General features: G+C 40.5%; 12 protein-coding genes. 7 read left to right on the top strand and 5 right to left on the bottom strand.

Annotated elements, in window-relative coordinates:
* Positions 1 to 30: 30 nt before the first annotated feature.
* Positions 31 to 918 carry a LysR substrate-binding domain-containing protein gene (locus ACRRSQ_RS07875; RefSeq protein ID WP_440875166.1) on the bottom strand — a complete coding sequence of 296 codons (888 nt, stop codon included), beginning with the start codon at positions 916 to 918 and terminating at the stop codon, positions 31 to 33.
* Between the two features lie 109 nt (positions 919 to 1,027).
* Between ACRRSQ_RS07875 and ACRRSQ_RS07870 the strand changes: the two genes are divergently transcribed.
* Positions 1,028 to 1,981 carry a TDT family transporter gene (locus ACRRSQ_RS07870; RefSeq protein ID WP_440875165.1) on the top strand — a complete coding sequence of 318 codons (954 nt, stop codon included), beginning with the start codon at positions 1,028 to 1,030 and terminating at the stop codon, positions 1,979 to 1,981.
* 72 nt (positions 1,982 to 2,053) lie between these two features.
* Positions 2,054 to 3,502 carry an HDOD domain-containing protein gene (locus ACRRSQ_RS07865; protein ID WP_440875164.1) on the top strand — a complete coding sequence of 483 codons (1,449 nt, stop codon included), beginning with the start codon at positions 2,054 to 2,056 and terminating at the stop codon, positions 3,500 to 3,502.
* A gap of 32 nt (positions 3,503 to 3,534) precedes the next feature.
* Here ACRRSQ_RS07865 and ACRRSQ_RS07860 read toward each other — a convergent pair whose 3' ends face one another.
* From ACRRSQ_RS07860 to ACRRSQ_RS07850, 3 genes are all read right to left on the bottom strand, one after another.
* Positions 3,535 to 5,133, bottom strand: coding sequence for a methyl-accepting chemotaxis protein (locus tag ACRRSQ_RS07860; RefSeq protein ID WP_440875163.1), 1,599 nt, complete (start codon positions 5,131 to 5,133; stop codon positions 3,535 to 3,537).
* Between the two features lie 241 nt (positions 5,134 to 5,374).
* Positions 5,375 to 8,230 carry a M16 family metallopeptidase gene (locus ACRRSQ_RS07855; protein ID WP_440875162.1) on the bottom strand — a complete coding sequence of 952 codons (2,856 nt, stop codon included), beginning with the start codon at positions 8,228 to 8,230 and terminating at the stop codon, positions 5,375 to 5,377.
* Positions 8,231 to 8,432: 202 nt separating this feature from the next.
* Entirely contained in the window at positions 8,433 to 10,067 is a 1,635-nt protein-coding gene (locus ACRRSQ_RS07850) for a methyl-accepting chemotaxis protein (protein ID WP_440875161.1), read from the bottom strand.
* Between the two features lie 244 nt (positions 10,068 to 10,311).
* On the opposite strand from ACRRSQ_RS07850, the gene greB reads away from it, so the two are divergent.
* On the top strand, positions 10,312 to 10,785 hold the full coding sequence (gene greB, locus ACRRSQ_RS07845; protein ID WP_440875160.1) for a transcription elongation factor GreB: 474 nt from the start codon (positions 10,312 to 10,314) through the stop codon (positions 10,783 to 10,785).
* Positions 10,786 to 10,884: 99 nt separating this feature from the next.
* On the opposite strand, the gene ACRRSQ_RS07840 is transcribed toward greB, so the two are convergent.
* The gene (locus ACRRSQ_RS07840; protein WP_440875159.1) at positions 10,885 to 11,160 is read right to left on the bottom strand and encodes a hypothetical protein; all 276 of its coding nucleotides are present in this window, start codon (positions 11,158 to 11,160) and stop codon (positions 10,885 to 10,887) included.
* 381 nt (positions 11,161 to 11,541) lie between these two features.
* On the opposite strand from ACRRSQ_RS07840, the gene ACRRSQ_RS07835 reads away from it, so the two are divergent.
* From ACRRSQ_RS07835 to ACRRSQ_RS07820, 4 genes are all read left to right on the top strand, one after another.
* Positions 11,542 to 13,428, top strand: a complete 1,887-nt coding sequence (locus tag ACRRSQ_RS07835) for a DUF3604 domain-containing protein (protein WP_440875158.1) — start codon at positions 11,542 to 11,544, stop codon at positions 13,426 to 13,428.
* 229 nt (positions 13,429 to 13,657) lie between these two features.
* Positions 13,658 to 13,957 carry a c-type cytochrome gene (locus ACRRSQ_RS07830; protein ID WP_440875157.1) on the top strand — a complete coding sequence of 100 codons (300 nt, stop codon included), beginning with the start codon at positions 13,658 to 13,660 and terminating at the stop codon, positions 13,955 to 13,957.
* Positions 13,958 to 14,347: 390 nt separating this feature from the next.
* Positions 14,348 to 15,892, top strand: coding sequence for a methyl-accepting chemotaxis protein (locus tag ACRRSQ_RS07825; RefSeq protein ID WP_440875156.1), 1,545 nt, complete (start codon positions 14,348 to 14,350; stop codon positions 15,890 to 15,892).
* A gap of 175 nt (positions 15,893 to 16,067) precedes the next feature.
* A complete protein-coding gene (locus ACRRSQ_RS07820) occupies positions 16,068 to 18,281 on the top strand; it encodes a molybdopterin oxidoreductase family protein (RefSeq protein WP_440875155.1) in 2,214 nt (737 codons plus the stop codon).
* Positions 18,282 to 18,346 lie beyond the last annotated feature (65 nt).

Below are 18,346 nucleotides of genomic sequence, written 5' to 3'. Positions count from 1 at the left end.
TGTAGCGCAACTTGAGTCGAAAATTGTTATTTACTGGCTTATTTTCATCGCTTGCAGCCCTTGAAAAATATCAAGTAAGCGGCCAGTAAGGTATTTCTTTTTGTGCACTAGCAAATAAAGCTGGCGAGTAAATGTTTGCTGCACTGGCAATTGCACTAGCTTGCCTGTGGCTAATTTTTCTTTGGCGGCAATGTTTGAAATAAAACTAATGCCTAAGCCTTGCTCAACCGTTAACAGCACCGACTCTAAAGAACTTAATTCAATAATGCCGTTGAGGTGTTCAATTGCTGGGCGAATGTTACGCTCAAAATTTTCCCGGCTGCCAGAGTTTGGTTCGCGCAGTATCCAGTGCTGATGATTCAGTGCTGAAAGTGGCAAGGTTTGCTGCTTGGCTAAGGGATGATCAGGCGCCGCCACCAATATCATTTCATCTTGCAGCCAAGGAATGGCCTGTAATTCGGGCGAGGTATTTTGTCCTTCAATCAGCGCTAAGTCTAATTCAAAATTAAGTACCATCTGACACAAGGTTTGCGTATTTATCACTCGCACTTTAGTGGCTTGTTGCGCATTAAACCAAGGTTTGGCCAGTATTTGCGGTAATAAATAGTTGCCGATGGTTTGACTAGCGCCCAAGTGTATTTGCCCTTGGTTTTGTTCCGTCGAGCTAAACAAGCTATCAATTTCTTGTGCGCGGGCAAGTAGCTCATCGGCTTTTGTTAATAACAATTGTCCTTGGCTATTGAGTTTTAGTTTGGCATGCACACGATCAAACAGCTGGGTATCTAAGCGTTGTTCTAACTGCCCTAAAGCTTGTGAAACCGCGCCTTTGCTTAAAAACAGTAATTGCGCCGCTTGGGTTAAATTTTGAGTACGTGCCAAGGTGCAAAATACCCGAATTTGCTGCAGGGTAATATTCATTAATGCTCACAGTGTTTAGTTTATCTAAACATATCGTTAGATTTATTTAGATTTTATGTTCGATTGGGCTTTTTTACAATAAGGTCAGATAAATTGTTCAGGTGAAAAAATGTTAACTGACACTATTAAAAAATTAGCGATTGCTCCCACGCCGATGGCAGGTCTTGCGTTGGGCATTTCGAGTTTGGGCTTGTGCTGGCAATATGCCTTTCCTAATATTTTGTGGGTGCAGTATCTTGGCGCAGCGGTGGCTGCGATGTTGCTATTAATTTTATCGGCTAAATTTATTGCGCATGGTCAATTGCTGGCAGATGATTTACGCCACCCGGTAGTGGGCAGTGTAACACCAACTTTTGCCATGGCACTGATGGTGGTTTCGGTAAGTGTGCATGACTTTTTCAGTCTGTTTGGAGAAGCATTATGGCTAGTTGCCATTGTGTTGCATTTGAGCTTTTTAACGGTATTTATTTATCATCGCGCTAAAGATTTTCAGCTAAGCCATATGGTGCCAAGCTGGTTCATTCCGCCTATTGGTATTATTGTTGCTGCCAATACCTTTCCTTCACTTGAGTATTTAGCTTTAGCAAAAGTGATTTTATGGTTTGGCATTGGCTGCTTCTTAGTGATGTTTCCGATGATGTTATATCGCATTATTTTTCACGGTGAAATTGCCGACCCAGCCAAACCTACTTTGGCCATTTTAGCGGCGCCAGCGAGCTTATCATTGGCGGGTTATTTAACCGTTTATAACCAGCCTTCACCTTTGGTGGTTGCCTTATTGCTTGGCATTGCAGTATTGATGACCGGCTTAATTTACTTGTCGTTTATAAAATTATTACGCTTACCCTTTAGCCCCGCGTATGCCGCCTTTACTTTTCCTATGGTGATCAGTGCATTGGCTTTATTTAAAGTTTATCAGCAGTTTGTCGCTTGGGATATTAAGCTTGAATACAGCGCACAAATTTACTGGCTTGCTGATATTGAATTAGTGATTGCCACGGGCATGGTGGGGTATGTGGCGTATTGTTATTTTCAGCATTTTATTGTGCAACGTAGACTTTAAGGCGTTAATCTCACAACATTTAAATAAACTGTGCTAAATTGAAGGTACTGTTGGTAAAGCACTGTTGGTTTAATGAAAAAGACATTTAAAAAAACAACATCACAATGGATTGACTTTATTGCTCAACAAGAGTTACCTGCAATAACATCTACTGCCCGTTTACTAGACAGTTTTTCTAATGATGATGTTTCGTCTTTGCCAAAACTTAGCCAAGCCATATTGCACGACCAAGCCCTTTCTTCATGCTTGTTAAAAATTGCCAATAACATTGCCCATATTGGTCACAATAAAGTGACCACAGTTTCGAGAGCGACTGTCGTTTTGGGCATTCATTCGGTTAAGAATATTTGCTTAACCTCAAAGCTAATCGATGGCTTACTTAGTAACGAAGATTTAGCGCCTGATGTGGTCGCGAGGATCACCCAATTAATGGCCAATTCATTTTATGCGGGTTTACTCGCGCGTATGATGGTGCCAGAGCATGACGAGCAAACCCAAGAAGAAGTTTATTTAGCGGCGATGCTTTATCGTATTGGTGAAACGGCTTTTTGGAGTTCAGCTGGTGAAGCGGCTGACGAGCTTATTGAATATACCAAAGCCGACGATTTTGATCAGCACTGCCAAGCCATTATTGGCACCCAGTTTTCTCAATTAAGTACTGGTTTAGCCCGTGTTTGGAATTTAGGTAATTTATTAGAGAAATCACTAGATCATCCCGAATCTCGAGCGGTTGAAATGCAAATAATTGCTTTGGCAGATAAGCTCAGTTGCTACATAGATCAACCACCTGAAACGGCTGAAGAGTTTAATCAAGTATTAACGCAAATTAGTCAAATAAAAGGCATAGACGTTGGCAGGCTTCGCAAAAGAATAGAACATACTCGCCAGTCTGCAGTGGAACTGTTGTCATCATACGGGGCTGAAGCATTAACCGACCTTATTAAACCTTTACCAACTATTACAGCGTTTTCTCGCCAAAAACAACATGAACACGTTGAGGTACTTTCTCCTGAAAAAGTACAGCTAAATGCCTTGATGCAGTTAACGCAATTAACCCAAACAAGTCATGATTTTAATGATTATTTACAGTTGGCAATGAAAGCCATGGTGCAATCACTCACGTTTGATCGCACCTTGTTTATGATGCCGACTGCTGATAAGTCTCAGGTAAAAGTACGCTTTGCGCTTAATAACCTTGGGCAAACTGATCACACCAAAATGGCGATAAATATTAGCGAAAGCCAAAATATTTTGTCGTATGTACTCAAATCAGCTAAGGCTGTGGTCATTAATGACTATAAAGAATTGCAGTGGCGAAATTATATGTCAAAGGCCGTTAGTCAGTGGCTTGCGGGTAGTACAGTTTGTATGGCGCCAGTGAAGGTGAATAATAAGGTGATTGGCATCATTGTTGGTCAGTTTTTTGAGCACACCCGAAGTATTAGCGATGAGGAATTTCAGCACTTTAGCTATTACGTACAACATTTAAATATGTGTTTGTCGTTAATTTCTCAGCGTTAGTATTTACTATTAATGACACAGATTAGCATCGATTAAGTCGCCGCTTTAAAACCAATTCTAAAACCGCCCCAATGTTTACCGTTCACCATAATTGGTGCTGAAACATCATGCATAATTTCACCGGTATCGCGTTTATAGGTTTGCAGTAAAAACTTTTGCGTATGCTGACCACAACGTATGCCGGTAGGGTCGTTAAATAAGCGCTTGGTACGGTTATGCACCATATCGGTATTGTAGTCGCCGGTTAGTGGCTGACTAAAGCACTTATTATGGGTTGGGAAATAACCATTAATATCGACGGCACCTGCGTAAATCATTTCTTTGTAATCAACTAATAGTGGCTCTTGAATCGCCGGTAAATGTTGATCGGTAAAGCTGTCAAAACTGGAGCTAAATTTAACTGGGTTAGTATTGGCTATTTCTTTGTAAGTGAAATTAAATAATGCCTGTTGGCTAACTTTTCCATCTTTTATTGCTTGTTCAAATAATGCGCCAACATCAACAGCTGCTTGTTGCGCAGCTAAACAAATTTTTTCGATAAATGAGCCGTGATCAAATTCTGACAACTCAACAAAAATTGTCTCGGTGCTTTTCGAAAGCTGAGTTGCTTGTTCAGATACCGATTGTGTTTCTCGACTTTTGTTGATTAAAAAATCATGTAAGCTGCCAATTGCGTTTGATATTTCGGTAGACGTGCTGTCGTGTTCGTTTAACGCGTCGCTAATATGGCCACTAGCTTCATTGGTATTGGTCATTAACTGATTAATTTCAGTAAAGGCTTCAGATAACTCATTCATCGTCGTAACTGTGCTTTGTGTTTGTTCGACGACATTATTCATTACCGACGTTGTTTCGATAGTTTCTTGGCTAATTTCTTTTAACATATCGCCAATTTGATTAGTCGCTTCTGCCGTTTTACCCGCTAATGCGCGCACTTCGTCTGCGACTACGGCAAAACCTCTTCCTTGCTCGCCTGCGCGTGCTGCTTCAATAGCGGCATTAAGTGCAAGTAGGTTGGTTTGATCGGAAATGGCATTGATCACGTCGGTGATATTTTGAATCTCAGAGGCTTTTTTCTCCAAAATTTGAATTTTTTCAGCGGCACTATTAACGTCATTATTGAGTTGCGTAACAATACTTATATTGCTGTTAAGCTTTTCAGCTCCTTGCGTGCTTGCCGACATGGCTTGATTAGCTTGTTCGGCTGCTAAAGATGCATTGCCGTTAATTTCTTGTGACTGATTTGACATTTGCTCTGCTGAAATGGCGAGTAGGTCGACGTCTTTACTCGATTTTTCAATTGCCTGAGAGAGTTTTTCTAAGAAAAAGCTTACTTCAGCGGAATTGATCGCCAGTTCACTGGCTGAGCTGTTGATCGCTTGGGCAACCGCGGTAATTTTTTGTTCGATAGGGCTGTCAGTGGAGGTTTGTTTGCTGTTGTCTTTATCGTCGTTAATACTTGCTTGACTGAAAATTATAATGTAAACCAAGCAAATAATGGCTAATAAAAGAATTAACACTATTTGTAAAACAATTGATTGCAGATAGGTGATTGAAATGTAGGCACCAATGGAAATCACTGCCGAAGATGCAATAACCTTTAAAATATTTTGACTTAGCGTACTCGCCATACCTTAATTCCTTCTTGCGCAACCTACGTAACTGTTTTTAAGACGTTTTTAGGTTTATTAATTTTATTATTATCCATTAAAAAAAATAATAGCAGCTGATTAAGTGTATGTCATTACGCTAAAAGTCTAATAAAAAATGAACTGTTTTATGCGCTAGAACAATAAAGTAGATAAAAGAACGGTGAAAACCACCTTGAATAAGACAAGGTGGTTGACCAGGAGGGGTAATTAAAACACTAGGTTAAATTTTATAGTCGATAACCTTGTAACCTAAGGCTTCTAGTTGTGGCTTTAATACGGGGGCATTACCAACAACAACCATTAGCATATCATCAAGGTTTAAGTGCTTTTTCGCTAAGGCATTTATTTCTGCCTTACTAATGTTGCGCACGACATCGGCTTGTTGCTTCACAAAATCTGGCGTTAAGTTGTACTCTAAAATTTTCGCTAAAAAGCTTAACTTTGCTCGAGGTGTTTCATACTTTAATGCATCTTTTTGATTAATCGCATTACGCATAAAGCTTAGTTCTTCATCGGTAATGCCGTTGGTATGAAATGCTTTTATTTCGTTAACAAATTCAACAATTGATTTGTCGGTAGCGTCTGCACGAACTTCTGCACTTGCGGTAAACGAGCCTGATAACTGATCGCCATTAAAACCAGAACGTGCGCCATAGGTATAACCCTTATCTTCACGTAAATTTAGGTTAATGCGTGAATTAAACGCGCCACCAAGTGGGAAATTCATTAAGCGTGCTTGGTAGTATTCACCAGTAGTATCGTAAGTAAGTGAACGCTTACCAATTCGAATTGCAGATTGCGCGGCGTTGTCTTTGTGTACTAGGTAGATAACGCCTTTTTCACTGTCAGCCATTGGTAAGCTAAGATCTAATGTTGGACCTGAGCCTTTAAGGCTGCTTAATACGTTCAATCCTGCGCTTAATTGCGTTTCATCTAAATTTGATACGGCAATTATTTTACTTTGGTCAGGTTTAACATGTTGTTGATAGAAAGACTTAATATCCGTTAGCTTGATGCTTTCAATAGACGCCTGTGTACCATTAACCGGAGTGCTCGCGATATTGTCGGTGTGTAATAACTCGCGGTAAGCGCGAGACGCTAAATAACCTGCATTTTTCTTGCTGTTAATCACATTTTGAATGGCATTATTTTTAATGCGATCAAATTCACTGGCGTTAAATGCTGGTTGCATCAACTTCTCTAACGTCAGTGCGATAGTCTCATCTAAATGTTTGGTTAAGGTATTAATGCTGACATTTAAGTATTTATTGCCAGCATAAATGCTCACTGAACTGCCTAACATTTGCAGCGCTTTACTCATTTCTTCAGCACTACGTTGTTGAGTTGATTCGTTCAGCATAGATGCAAGTAAAGCGGCACTTCCTGCTTTGGCTTTATCTTCGAAATAGTGGCCGGCAGGAATTTTAATAAGCAAGCTAGTCGTTGGCGTTTCTAGGCTATGGGTAGCCAATAACTCAATGCCATTGTCATAACTTTTAGTCCACATGGTTGGCACATCAACCGCTTTGTTTTTACCGGCGGTTGGCATAATGCTGCGGTCAAAATTATCAACGGCTTTACGCACGTTTAAATCGTTAGAGGTTGTTTGCGCATCGGTTGGAATAGTGCGCTTAGCTGGAATGAAATTATCTTTTTTTGCAACCAGCTCGGGTTTGCCATTTGGCACAACGCTCATAATAACCGCTGACTTGTCTTTGATGTATTCTTTATAAACACGTAATACATCGGCTTTTGTTACGTTGGCATAACGCGCAATGTCTTCTTCAATGTAATTGGGATTGCCGGTAAAAGTTTCGTTAGCAGCAAGTTGGCTGACTTTGCCTGACACACTTTGCAAGCCAAAAACAAACCCAGCTTCCATTTGCGCTTTTGCTTTGGTTAAATCATCGTCTTCTACGCCGCGTTGTTCAAATTCAATTAAACTGTCGCGGATCACTTGTTCAATATCAGCTAACGACTTACCGGATGCTGGGTGTGGCAGGGCAAATAAGTTGAAAGTACACGCAAGCTCGGCGCACGGGTGGCTCACTGCAGCTTGCACAGCGATTTGATTTTTTACTAGGTTTTTATAAAGCAGTGAGGTTTTGCCACCGCCTAAAATGGTCGATAGTAAATCAAGTGGCGCTTCATCTTCATGGCGTACAGTTACTGTTGGGTACGACATATAAATTAACGGTAAGTGCACGTTATCTTCCATGGAAATATAACGATCACTTGCAAGTGTTACCGGTGCTTTTTCTGGCATATCAACCGCTGGTCCGCGTGGAATAGAACCAAAGTATTGATTCACCAGTGTTAACGTTTCTTCAACGTTAATATCGCCACCTATGGTTAATGTTGCATTGTTTGGACCGTACCAGCGTAAGAAAAACGCTTTTAAGTCGTTAACATTAACGCGGTTTAAATCTTCCATGTAACCAATAACTGGCCAAGAATACGGGTGACCTTCTGGATATAAGGCTTGAGAAACGCGTTCATTAAGTCGACCGTATGGGCGGTTGTCTACGCGTTGGCCACGTTCGTTTTTTACGGTTTCGCGTTGTACTTCAAACTTTTCTTGGGTAACCGCGTCAACTAAAAAGCCCATGCGATCAGACTCTAACCACAACATTTTTTCAAGTTGATTAGCTGGCACGGTTTGAAAATAATTGGTGCGATCGGTATTGGTGGTGCCATTCATGGTGCCACCAGCTTCGGTGACTAGTTTAAAGTGCTCTTCGTCGTCTACATTTTCAGAGCCTTGAAACATCATGTGTTCAAAAAAGTGGGCAAAGCCTGATTTGCCGATTTCTTCACGAGCAGAGCCGACATGGTAGGTAATATCAACATGCACTAACGGATCGGAGTGATCTTGGTGCAAGATAACGGTAAGGCCGTTGTCTAAAACGTATTTTTGGTACGGAATAACGGTTTTGTCAGCCTGTGCACTAACCGATTCAACAAATGCTATACCTTCAATATTGGCACTTGATTGCAAAGAGCTTTTTGACAGCTGTGGTGCTTGCTGGCAGGCAGCTGTTGCCATTAGCAATAAAGGTATCGTCCATTTTTTCATTGATATGCTCCATTAAAGCAGAAATTAAATTTTTAATGTAAAATCATACGACTTAATGGCTAAATTACCAAAGACTATCATCAATTAATTGTATCAAAATACGATGCTGCGTTGATGTCGTGCTAAAACAAAAAAGCTTTGTCTATTGAAGTGATAGACAAAGCTTTTTATTGCGATCAAATTAGCGAACAAATAAATTGAGTTAACTCACTTTAAATTGATTGAGTTGCGATGAAAGCTCTTCTCCCATATTTTTTAGTGATTCTGAGCTTGTTGCTGCGTTTTCTATACCTTCAAAAGACTGTTTCGATAAAGCCGAAATTCTGTGGGTATTTTTGTTAATTTCATCTGCGGACAATGCTTGCTGCTCTGCGGCTGTGGCAACCTGTGAATTCATACTGCTAACGTGATGAATTACTTCAGATATTTTGGTTAATGCAACATTGGCTTGCTGAACATGCTCCGTCGTTTCGGTTGACTGCTTCGCGCTACTTTCAATAACCGATACCGCCGACGTGGCACCATGCTGCAAGTTTTCAATCATGGTTTGGATTTCTTCAGTTGATTGCCCCGTTCTGCTGGCAAGGGTGCGCACTTCATCAGCAACCACGGCGAAACCTCTGCCTTGTTCACCGGCGCGTGCCGCTTCAATTGCGGCATTAAGTGCTAATAAATTGGTTTGTTCGGCAATACCACGAATAACTTCTAAAACACTGCCAATATTGTCAGTTTCTTGCGCTAACGTTTTAATTGAATCTGCCGCTTTATTGACCGTATCTGACAAGGTTTTAATTTCATCAACGGTGACATTAATAACCTGTTGACCGTCACAGACAAGTTGTCGGCCCTGCTCGGTTTCTTGTGCTGCTGCATCAGCGCTTTGGGCAATATTATCAATCGTCAGCTTCATTTGTTCCATTGCACTTTCTAACAGCTCGGTTTGCCCGTTTTGTTCGCTTGCTAGCGATTGTGCTTCATTGTTGATATTTGAAAGTGATACCGCAGTATCTTTAACTTTATCGGCATTAATATGCGCATTAACTATGAGGGTAGAAATTTTTTCTGAAAAGCTATTAAAGTGCGTGGTTAACTCAGTAAGTTCGTCTCGTCCTTTAACATTCAAACGCTGGGTTAAATCGCCTTCACCTTGGGCAATATCTTCCATTACCGAAACGGTCTCATTTAATGGCGTAAGAATAGAGCGCTGAATAAATAGGGTGAGCACAACCATTAAGATAAATAGCCCGCCGCCGATTGACCCGGCCAGTAGCGCGACGCTTGAAAATTCAGCTGAAACATCGTCAAGGTAAATACCAGAGCCAACAATCCAGCCCCATTCTTTAAACCCTTTTACATACGATATTTTTTCAACAGGGTCGTCAAAGCCCGGTTTTGGCCATAAGTAAGGAACAAAGCCTGCGCCTTCGGCTTTAACCGTGTTCACAAATTCGGTAAACAGTAAGAAACCGTTTGGATCGGCAAGGCCTGACAAGTCTTTACCATTGAGTGCAGGTTTAATCGGATGCATTACCATAGTGGCGGAATAATCATTTATCCAAAAATAGTCATTGGTTTGGTAACGCATTGCTTTAATCGATTCTTTTGCGAGTTTTTGTGCTTGCTCTGTTGATAATTCGCCGCTTTTTTCTAAGTCGTTGAAATGGGTGATAACGCTATATGCAGTATCGACCACACTTTGAGTGGTATTGTATTTTTGTGTCAGTAAGGTTGACTTAAATTGGGTCAGCATCAAGGAAATAAAAATTAGGAATGACAACAGAGCGATAATCAAAATTAACTGCAAACGAGATTTTATTTTGATATTGCGTAGATTCATGATGAACTCCTGTTTGTGCATACGTATAGTACTTACCCCTGCTGATTCATAATCCTTTATTTGAATAACAGGTGTAACATGGTCATTATTATCAATATAGTTTACTTATTTAAAAAATGACTGTTTTCAAATCAATAAATAGTGAAAAAATAGCCAGATTAAAATGACTTAGCTAAATGTTTTGTAAATTTTATGTTAATTACAATAATGGTTCTTATTGAATGTTATTAGAGAAAAGTGTCGTATGAAAAAATCCAACTATATTACGCGTGAAGGTTGGGACCGCCTTGATCAAGAATTAAAGTATTTATGGAAAGAAGAGCGTCCTCGTATTACTCGGTCGGTATCAGAGGCCGCAGCTCAAGGTGATCGTAGTGAGAACGCTGAGTACATTTATGGGAAGAGAAGACTGCGGGAAATTGATCGTCGGGTGCGCTTTTTAGTAAAACGAGTGGAAGATTTAAATATCGTCTATTACGATCCAAGGCAAGAAGGCAAAGTATTTTTTGGTGCTTGGGTGACGCTTGTAAATGAGCAAGATCGAGAGGTAACTTATCGCTTAGTTGGCCCAGATGAATGGGATGTTAAAAAAGGTGAAATTAGTATCGATTCTCCCATGGCTCGTGCCTTGTTAGGTAAGGCGGTTGATGACGAGGTGATGGTGAAAACCCCTGACGGTGACAAGTATTTTGATATCGTTAAAATTTGGTATAAATAATTCAGCCGGCTAAAGGGGATTAATAGTCAAATTGCACACCTAAGGTCACGCCCCCAGTTAGATAACATTGCTTAGTACCGGCTAAGTTACGGCTAAAACCTAAACGGGCACTAGGAAGGCACCAATGTCAGGATCGGACGGTTCAAAGCCATTTGACAGGTCGTTATACAGTTCAAATATTTCATCCAACTTTCCATATTCAAGCGCAATACCTAAGTTGAGCATACCGCCAGTGACAACATGAGGATCTTTTCTGCTGACGACTAATGCTGCAAAGGCAGGATTAGCATCGCTTGTAAATGCTCGCTGAGAAAAGCTGAAACTTGCCTTTGGTGCTTGAATGTCGGCGAAAGCGGTCGGGGGTATTAATAACATGATCACAAAAGTGCTAAAACATTTGTAGAAGATGGAGACAATGGTCGTTAGCTTCATTGCAAATAACACTCAGTTCATGCTGACATAATATACGCTCGTTACTTTAGCAAGATAAAGAAACGCCAGCAAAGCCAAGCGAAGTTTCGATGTTTCAATCTTAGATGTGCTTTTTAATATAGCTTACTATGAATACCATTAAGATCTTTCTGTTAACTTAAAATTAACATATTTCTAACATCTATTGGGCTACATTTACAGTCGCTGGTTAATTAATGGTAAGTATGGTTAGTCGCCTAATATTGTGAACTACACACTAATCTATAATGCAGAGATCAGCACAAATTAATGATTGATTAAAGAATACTCTAAATAGGTAATCGTATGAAAGTGAATAAAAAATTTTCTCCTGTAGCGATAGCTATGGTACTAGCTTTTGCTCTAAGTGCTTGTAACTCTGACGTTGAAACTTCAGCAAAAGTTAACCCGACAAAAGAACAAGCTAAAATTGCAAAAAGTGCGGTTAAATTCGCTGTAAATCCTCAAAAAGATGTCTACTTTGGCGATACTCACGTTCATACATCTTATTCATTAGACGCGTATTTAGGTGGTTATGCCCTTGATCATGAAGGTGCCTATAGTTTTGCCAAAGGTGAAACCATTGAAATGGCAGGCAAACCGTTCAAAATTACCGAACCTTTAGATTTTGTTGCCTTAACAGATCATGCGGAATACATTGGCGAGCTTTATGCTGCACAACATCAAGACTCGCCCGGCCACAATACCAAAGAAATGCAAGAGTTCATTGGTTTAGAAACTTATCAAGAAAGAGAGCATTGGTTCTTAAAGAATTTTATTGCTAATAACCGCTCGCCTATTCCACAACGTTCATTCTTATTTCCAGGTGAAGACACGGTAAAAACTGCGTGGAAAATGATGGTTGATACGGCTGACAAGCATAACGATCCAGGTACGTTCACGACTATTCCTGCCTATGAGTGGAGTTGTGCATCAAAAGGTGGCAACTTACACCGTAATATTTTCTTCCGCGACTCAAATGTGCCCGAACTGCCAATGAGTTACATTGAAATTAATCGTGAAGAAGCTTTATGGGATTGGTTAGCAACACTTGAAGAGCAAGGTATGGATGTTTTTGCTATTGCCCATAACTCAAATGCCAGTAAACAAATGATGTTTGCCAGTGTCGACTCAAAAGGCAATCCATTAACGCCAGAGTATGCTGAATTAAGAAATCGTTTTGAACCTGCAATTGAAATGATGCAAGTAAAAGGTAATTCTGAAGTGCATGCGTCTTTTTGGACCTCAGATGAATTTGCCGATTTTGAAAATGCTGACTCAATTCAAAACTACTCAAAACGTACTTACACTAAAAATAACTTTGTTCGCGACGGTATTGCCCAAGGTCTTAAACACAAAGAAGCGTTAGGGACAAACCCATTTGAATTTGGTTTTGTTGGCGGTACAGATACGCACAATGGCACACCAGGTAATGTTGATGAAAGCAACTTTATCAATGGTAGTCATGGTGAAGCAGACGGCACAGTTGATAGACGTCGCAACGAAGTTGTTGGTGGCTGGATCTCAGGTAAAGATGTGAATCCAGGTGCAATTACTGGGGTTTGGGCTGAATCAAATACCCGTGGTGCAATTTGGGACGGCATGAAGCGTAAAGAAACTTACGCCACCAGTGGTAGCCGCATGAAACTAAGAATGTTTGCTGGCTTCGATTTACCTAAAAATCCAAAAGATTATAAAGAGTTTGTCGAGCAAGGTCTTGCTAAAGGCCACCCAATGGGCACTAACTTTAATGGTAAAGAAAATGGCCCATTAGTGTTTAACATTTGGGCGTTAAAAGATGCCAATGGTGCAAACTTAGATCGTTTGCAAGTGGTTAAATCAAGTCTGCTTGATGATGGTACGATTAAAGAAAAAGTCTTTAATGTTGCTTGGTCTGGCGACCGCACCATAGATGCCCAAGGTAACGTGCCCGCAGTAGGCAATACTGTCGATGCAACCACAGCAACCTATACCAACGACATTGGTTCTTCAGAATTATTAACCTCTTGGGTTGACCCTGAGTTTGATCCAAATGATTCAGCGGTTTACTACGTGCGAGCGATTGAAATTCCAACACCGCGTTGGACAACTTACGATGCTGTTAGAGCGAATAAGCCTTTAATGGAAGGTGTGCCAGTGACTGTTCAAGAACGCGCTTGGGGCTCACCAGTATGGTATTACCCAGGTGAGTAAGTATTACTTACAATAATATGATGAAACTAAAAAGAGCATTGCCGTTAAGGTTATGCTCTTTTTTAATGATAAATTGACGTCAATATCACTTAATACAATACTAAAAGTAAGTTTGATATAGATTCGTTATATGGTCGATATGTTAAAAAATTAAACGACAATGTTAAATTTTTTCCATATAATCGAATTAGTTCACTAAAAAATTTAATCATCAAAGAGAGTATGACTTATGAAAAAACTTACTTTAGCTATTACAGCTACTGTTATGATGGCTTCACCTGCGATAGCTGCTGATGTTGCTGCTGGTAAGGCAAAATCAGGTGTGTGTGCTGCGTGTCATGGCGCTGCTGGTGTTTCTGCTGTTCCTATGTACCCTAACTTAGCGGGTCAAAAAGAAGCTTACCTTGCTAAGCAATTAAAAGATTTTAAATCAGGTGCTCGTAAAGACCCAGTGATGGCTCCAATGGCTATGGGTTTATCTGATGAAGATGTAGCAAATATTTCTGCGTACTACGCAAGCTTAAAATAAGCAAACTGCTTATTTTAACCATAAAAAAACCTGCAATTGCAGGTTTTTTTGTGTTTCATTACTTGGTGTGAAATGAGACCGCAATTACTCTTCAGAGGTTTCTTTTTGCTCTTCAGTTTGCTCTTGCTCTTTTTTAGCTTCGTGACCTTCGCCACCACATCCGCCACAACAACCCATAACTAACTCCATCAATTTAAAAAATAACTGCCATGATAATACTTGATTAAATTGCTCGGGTATTTGATCGGGATCAGTAAACGGATTTAAATCGGGAATTATCGACGATTTATGCGGCCAATTCGTTTTGTTACTATTTTGTATTTGGCTCTAGATAGCAAAAAAAATAAAGTACACTAAACTGAAAAATAAAGGAGTTTGAGGGATTTCCAAATGGCAAGGCGTGATCAAGTGATTATTGATGAAGAGGTATTTTTTGATGAGTCAGAACAATTAGTTTCAATTACCGATACACGTGGCGTGATCACTTACGCCAATGAGGTTTTTTGTAAAGTCGCTGGTTATCGTCAAGATGAGTTAGTTGGAAAAAACCATAATTTAGTCCGTCACCCTGATATGCCTAAAGCCGCTTTTAAAGATTTGTGGCAAGAAGTTCAAGCCGGCAATCATTGGCAAGGTGTGGTAAAAAACCGTTGTAAAGATGGGCGTTATTATTGGGTTAATGCTTATGTAACACCGCTTTACGAAAATGGTACCATCACAGGTTACCAATCGGTAAGAGTGAAACCTTCTGATGCCCTTAAACAAAAAGCGCAAACCATCTATCACGCCATTAACCAAAACAAACTGGGTTTAGCTGAAGCTAAAATAAACCTGATTAAAAAATCAGTTGCGGCGCTTTCATGTGTGGCAATTTTAGCCACCGCTTTTATTAGCGGCGGCTTTGTCAGTGCGGCGATCACATTATTTGCAATGTTAATTTTAGCCGCTAGCTTGTTCGATGAGCTCGTCGTATTGCCACGTTATGTCTCAAAGCAAAAACAAGAATTCACCAGTATTTGTCGAGCGGTATATACCGACGGCGGCGCTGCATCGGTATTGGAGTTTCGTAAAAGCCTCTACGAAGCACGTATTCGCACTATTTTAGGGCGGATGCAAGACTCGATGAATGCCATTACCACGGTAGTAAATAATCTTAACCACGGTATTCAAGAAACCAACAAAGGCATTGCAGCGCAGAACCATGAAACGGCGCAAATTGCTACAGCAATGGAGCAAATGTCATCTACTATCAGTAGTGTAGGTGAGCATGTGGTGGATACTTCAGATCGTGTCGAAACTGTCTACAAAGCTTGTGAAAACTCGCAAACCTTGATTGATGATTCTGTCACTCATATCTCTACCTTACAAAATAAGGTCTCGCAAGCTCATGTTTCAGCGAACGAATTGGTATCGATTGCCGATTCAATTAATGCACAAATGAGTGAAATACAAGGCATCGCTGATCAAACCAATTTATTGGCATTAAATGCTGCCATTGAAGCGGCTCGTGCAGGTGAGCAAGGTCGCGGATTTGCTGTAGTGGCAGATGAAGTTCGTTCGCTAAGTGGCCGTACTCATACTGTCTCAGAAGGTATCAATGGTGCAGTGTCTCAGATCATGGAAAAGTTAAACGAAATGGCTGTTTTAATGGAAGAAAATATTAAAACGAGTGAAGTTTGCTTGGACTCAGGCGAACAAGCTAAGGCATCAGAGGCGCAAATTTATCAGCAAATGTTATCGATTAGCGATTTGACGACGCAGGTATCAACAGCCTCTGAGCAGCAAAGTGTGGTTGCCAAAGAGGTGAACAATAACGTGCAACGCGTCTCTGAATTAGCACAAGCACTGGTTGACTCAGATGTTATTTCTAAAAATATCTTGGTATTAAATGAGCAGTCACTTAAGCTGCAAGCCTTAGCAAAAACGTTTCAATAATTGCACGATTTCTTGTGCACCAAAATGATCCCAGAGCACCTATAATGTTCAATGTAGAATAGGTGCTCAACTCTAGCTAATTGATTTTAAAGAAAATAAAAAATATTTTTTCTGGGTCTGATTTTTGCTTAATCAAGATAGATTGTTATTTTTAAATGTTATCTAGGATTCAGTGATGTTGTTTGGACGCAAAAAAAGAAAGCCGATCTCCATTCCCAGTAAACAAGTGAGTGAGTGGAAATATACCACCTGTAATTACTGCTCAACGGGCTGTTCGATTGAAATAGGTCTTAACGACGAAAAAAGAATTGTCACTTCACGTGGCCATGCTGGCGCAGATGTTAACCGCGGTAAACTCTGCATTAAGGGCTTACTTGAACATGAGTTATTTGAAAGCCCCGGCCGAGGCACTGAACCATTAATTCGAGAGAAACATTACGAAAGCTTTGAAAAAACCACCTGGGATACTGCCTTAGATACCACAGCGGAAAAAATCAAAGAAATTCAGGAAAAATACGGTAAAGACTCGTTTGCCATTGTCTCAACAGGACAGCTGTTAACCGAAGAGTTTTATACGCTAGGAAAATTAGCACGTGGCTGTATTGGTACCAATAACTACGATGGTAATACCACGCTATGTATGGCGTCGGCAGTAAGTGGCTATAAGCGTTCATTTGGTAGTGATGGCCCTCCAGGATGTTATGACGATTTTGAACATACCCATTGTTTTATGGCCTTTGGTTCCAACCTGCCAGAGCAACACCCGATTATTTACTGGCGTTTAAAAGAAGCGCTAGAGAAACGTAAATTTCCGCTGATTGTGGTTGACCCACGCGTTACCATGTTGGCGCAGTTTGCTGATATTCATTTGCCGATCACCCCAGGTACCGATTGCGTACTGATTAACTCAATGATGTATGTCATCATTAATGAAGGGTTGCAAGATCAAGCTTATATCGATGCACATACCCAAGGTTTTGATGAAATTAAAGCGCTAGTACAAGACTACGCGCCTGAAAAAGCACAACACCAATGTGGTATTGATGAAGACACGATTCGCAACGTAGCCCGTATTTATGCCAAAGCGCCAGCAGCGATGAGCATATGGACCATGGGTATTAACCAGTCAACTCATGGTAGCGATGGCGTAGTTAACATTAATAACCTGAACTTAATTACTGGCAACATAGGTAAACCGGGCGGTACTTCATTATCAATTACCGGTCAATGTAACGCGATGGGCACACGTGAATGGTCTTCGTGTTCTGGCTTGCCAGGTTATCGTTATTTAGAAAATGAAAGTGATCGCCAAGAAATTGCTGACTTTTGGGGCATCGACCCAGAGTTCTTCCCGAAAAAACGTGGTCTAGCACAAACCGATATTTTCCCTGCTATTGAAACCGGTGAAATTAAAGGCTTGTGGATTGTTGCAACTAACCCGATGACCTCAATGCCAAATACCGGTCGCATTAGAAAAGCATTAGAAAACCTCGACTTTCTTGTCGTACAAGATGTCTACGAAGATGTTGAAATGAACCAATATTCACACGTTTATTTCCCCGCATCGGTATGGGCAGAAAAACAAGGCTGTCATACCAATACCGAACGTCGTGTTAACTTAATTGATAATGTATTACCACCATTTGCTAATTCAAAACCAGACTTTTGGATTTTCAATCAAATGGCAAAACGTTTTGAAAATGGTAGTGTGATTGACTTCCCTGATGAGCCAGAGCAAGTGTTTAATGAAATGAAGCACTTATCAAAAGGCAATAATGCTTATGGCAATGACCGTACTCTTGATATTTCAGGCATGAGTTATGAAAAGCTGATTAAAGCGCGCGGTATTCAATGGCCATATAGCGAAGAAGATGCAGCTAAAGGCATTGAAAAAGGTGATCCGCGTTTATATACCGATGGAAAATTCCAAACGCCATCACAAAAAGCCAACCTAATTTGTATCGACTTTTACGACAATAACGAAAAGCCGTGTCAAGATTATCCATTTTGGTTAAACAGTGGTCGAGTGGTTGAACATTTCCATACCCGTACTCGTACCGGAAAAATTGGTAACTGTAATAAATTTAGCCCAACACCTTATATGGAAATGAACCCAGACGCTGCCGCAGAGCTGGGCATTGAGCATCAAACTTACGTGCGCTTAACCAGTCGTCGTGGTGACGCAGTAGTTTTAGTGCAGTTAACTCAGCGCGTTTCTAGAAACATGGTGTTTATTCCGTTTCATTTCCACGACTGTGTTAATCGACTAACGCTAGGTTTGTTAGACCCCTATTCTCGCCAGCCAGCATTTAAACAGTGTTCTGTGCGCATTGAACCGGTTGACCAAGCCGAAGCTGCACGCTTAAACGCTGAACGACGTACTTTTTAATACTGGCTAAAGGTAACTATTATGAATCAAGAATTAAAAAATAAACCGCCAGTTGAGTCGGTAGT

The organism is Thalassotalea sp. PLHSN55, assembly GCF_052030545.1.
Lineage (GTDB): Bacteria > Pseudomonadota > Gammaproteobacteria > Enterobacterales > Alteromonadaceae > CANMXU01.
Note: the sequence above shows the minus strand (reverse complement) of the source record. Positions and strands in the feature narration are given on the sequence as shown.

Excerpts from the sequence above, each read along its gene's own strand:
- ACRRSQ_RS07875 (WP_440875166.1), bottom strand. The coding sequence starts at position 918 with ATGAATATTACCCTGCAGCAAATTCGGGTATTTTGCACCTTGGCACGT.
- ACRRSQ_RS07870 (WP_440875165.1), top strand. The coding sequence starts at position 1,028 with ATGTTAACTGACACTATTAAAAAATTAGCGATTGCTCCCACGCCGATG.
- ACRRSQ_RS07865 (WP_440875164.1), top strand. The coding sequence starts at position 2,054 with ATGAAAAAGACATTTAAAAAAACAACATCACAATGGATTGACTTTATT.
- ACRRSQ_RS07860 (WP_440875163.1), bottom strand. The coding sequence starts at position 5,133 with ATGGCGAGTACGCTAAGTCAAAATATTTTAAAGGTTATTGCATCTTCG.
- ACRRSQ_RS07855 (WP_440875162.1), bottom strand. The coding sequence starts at position 8,230 with ATGAAAAAATGGACGATACCTTTATTGCTAATGGCAACAGCTGCCTGC.
- ACRRSQ_RS07850 (WP_440875161.1), bottom strand. The coding sequence starts at position 10,067 with ATGAATCTACGCAATATCAAAATAAAATCTCGTTTGCAGTTAATTTTG.
- greB (WP_440875160.1), top strand. The coding sequence starts at position 10,312 with ATGAAAAAATCCAACTATATTACGCGTGAAGGTTGGGACCGCCTTGAT.
- ACRRSQ_RS07840 (WP_440875159.1), bottom strand. The coding sequence starts at position 11,160 with ATGTTATTAATACCCCCGACCGCTTTCGCCGACATTCAAGCACCAAAG.
- ACRRSQ_RS07835 (WP_440875158.1), top strand. The coding sequence starts at position 11,542 with ATGAAAGTGAATAAAAAATTTTCTCCTGTAGCGATAGCTATGGTACTA.
- ACRRSQ_RS07830 (WP_440875157.1), top strand. The coding sequence starts at position 13,658 with ATGAAAAAACTTACTTTAGCTATTACAGCTACTGTTATGATGGCTTCA.
- ACRRSQ_RS07825 (WP_440875156.1), top strand. The coding sequence starts at position 14,348 with ATGGCAAGGCGTGATCAAGTGATTATTGATGAAGAGGTATTTTTTGAT.
- ACRRSQ_RS07820 (WP_440875155.1), top strand. The coding sequence starts at position 16,068 with ATGTTGTTTGGACGCAAAAAAAGAAAGCCGATCTCCATTCCCAGTAAA.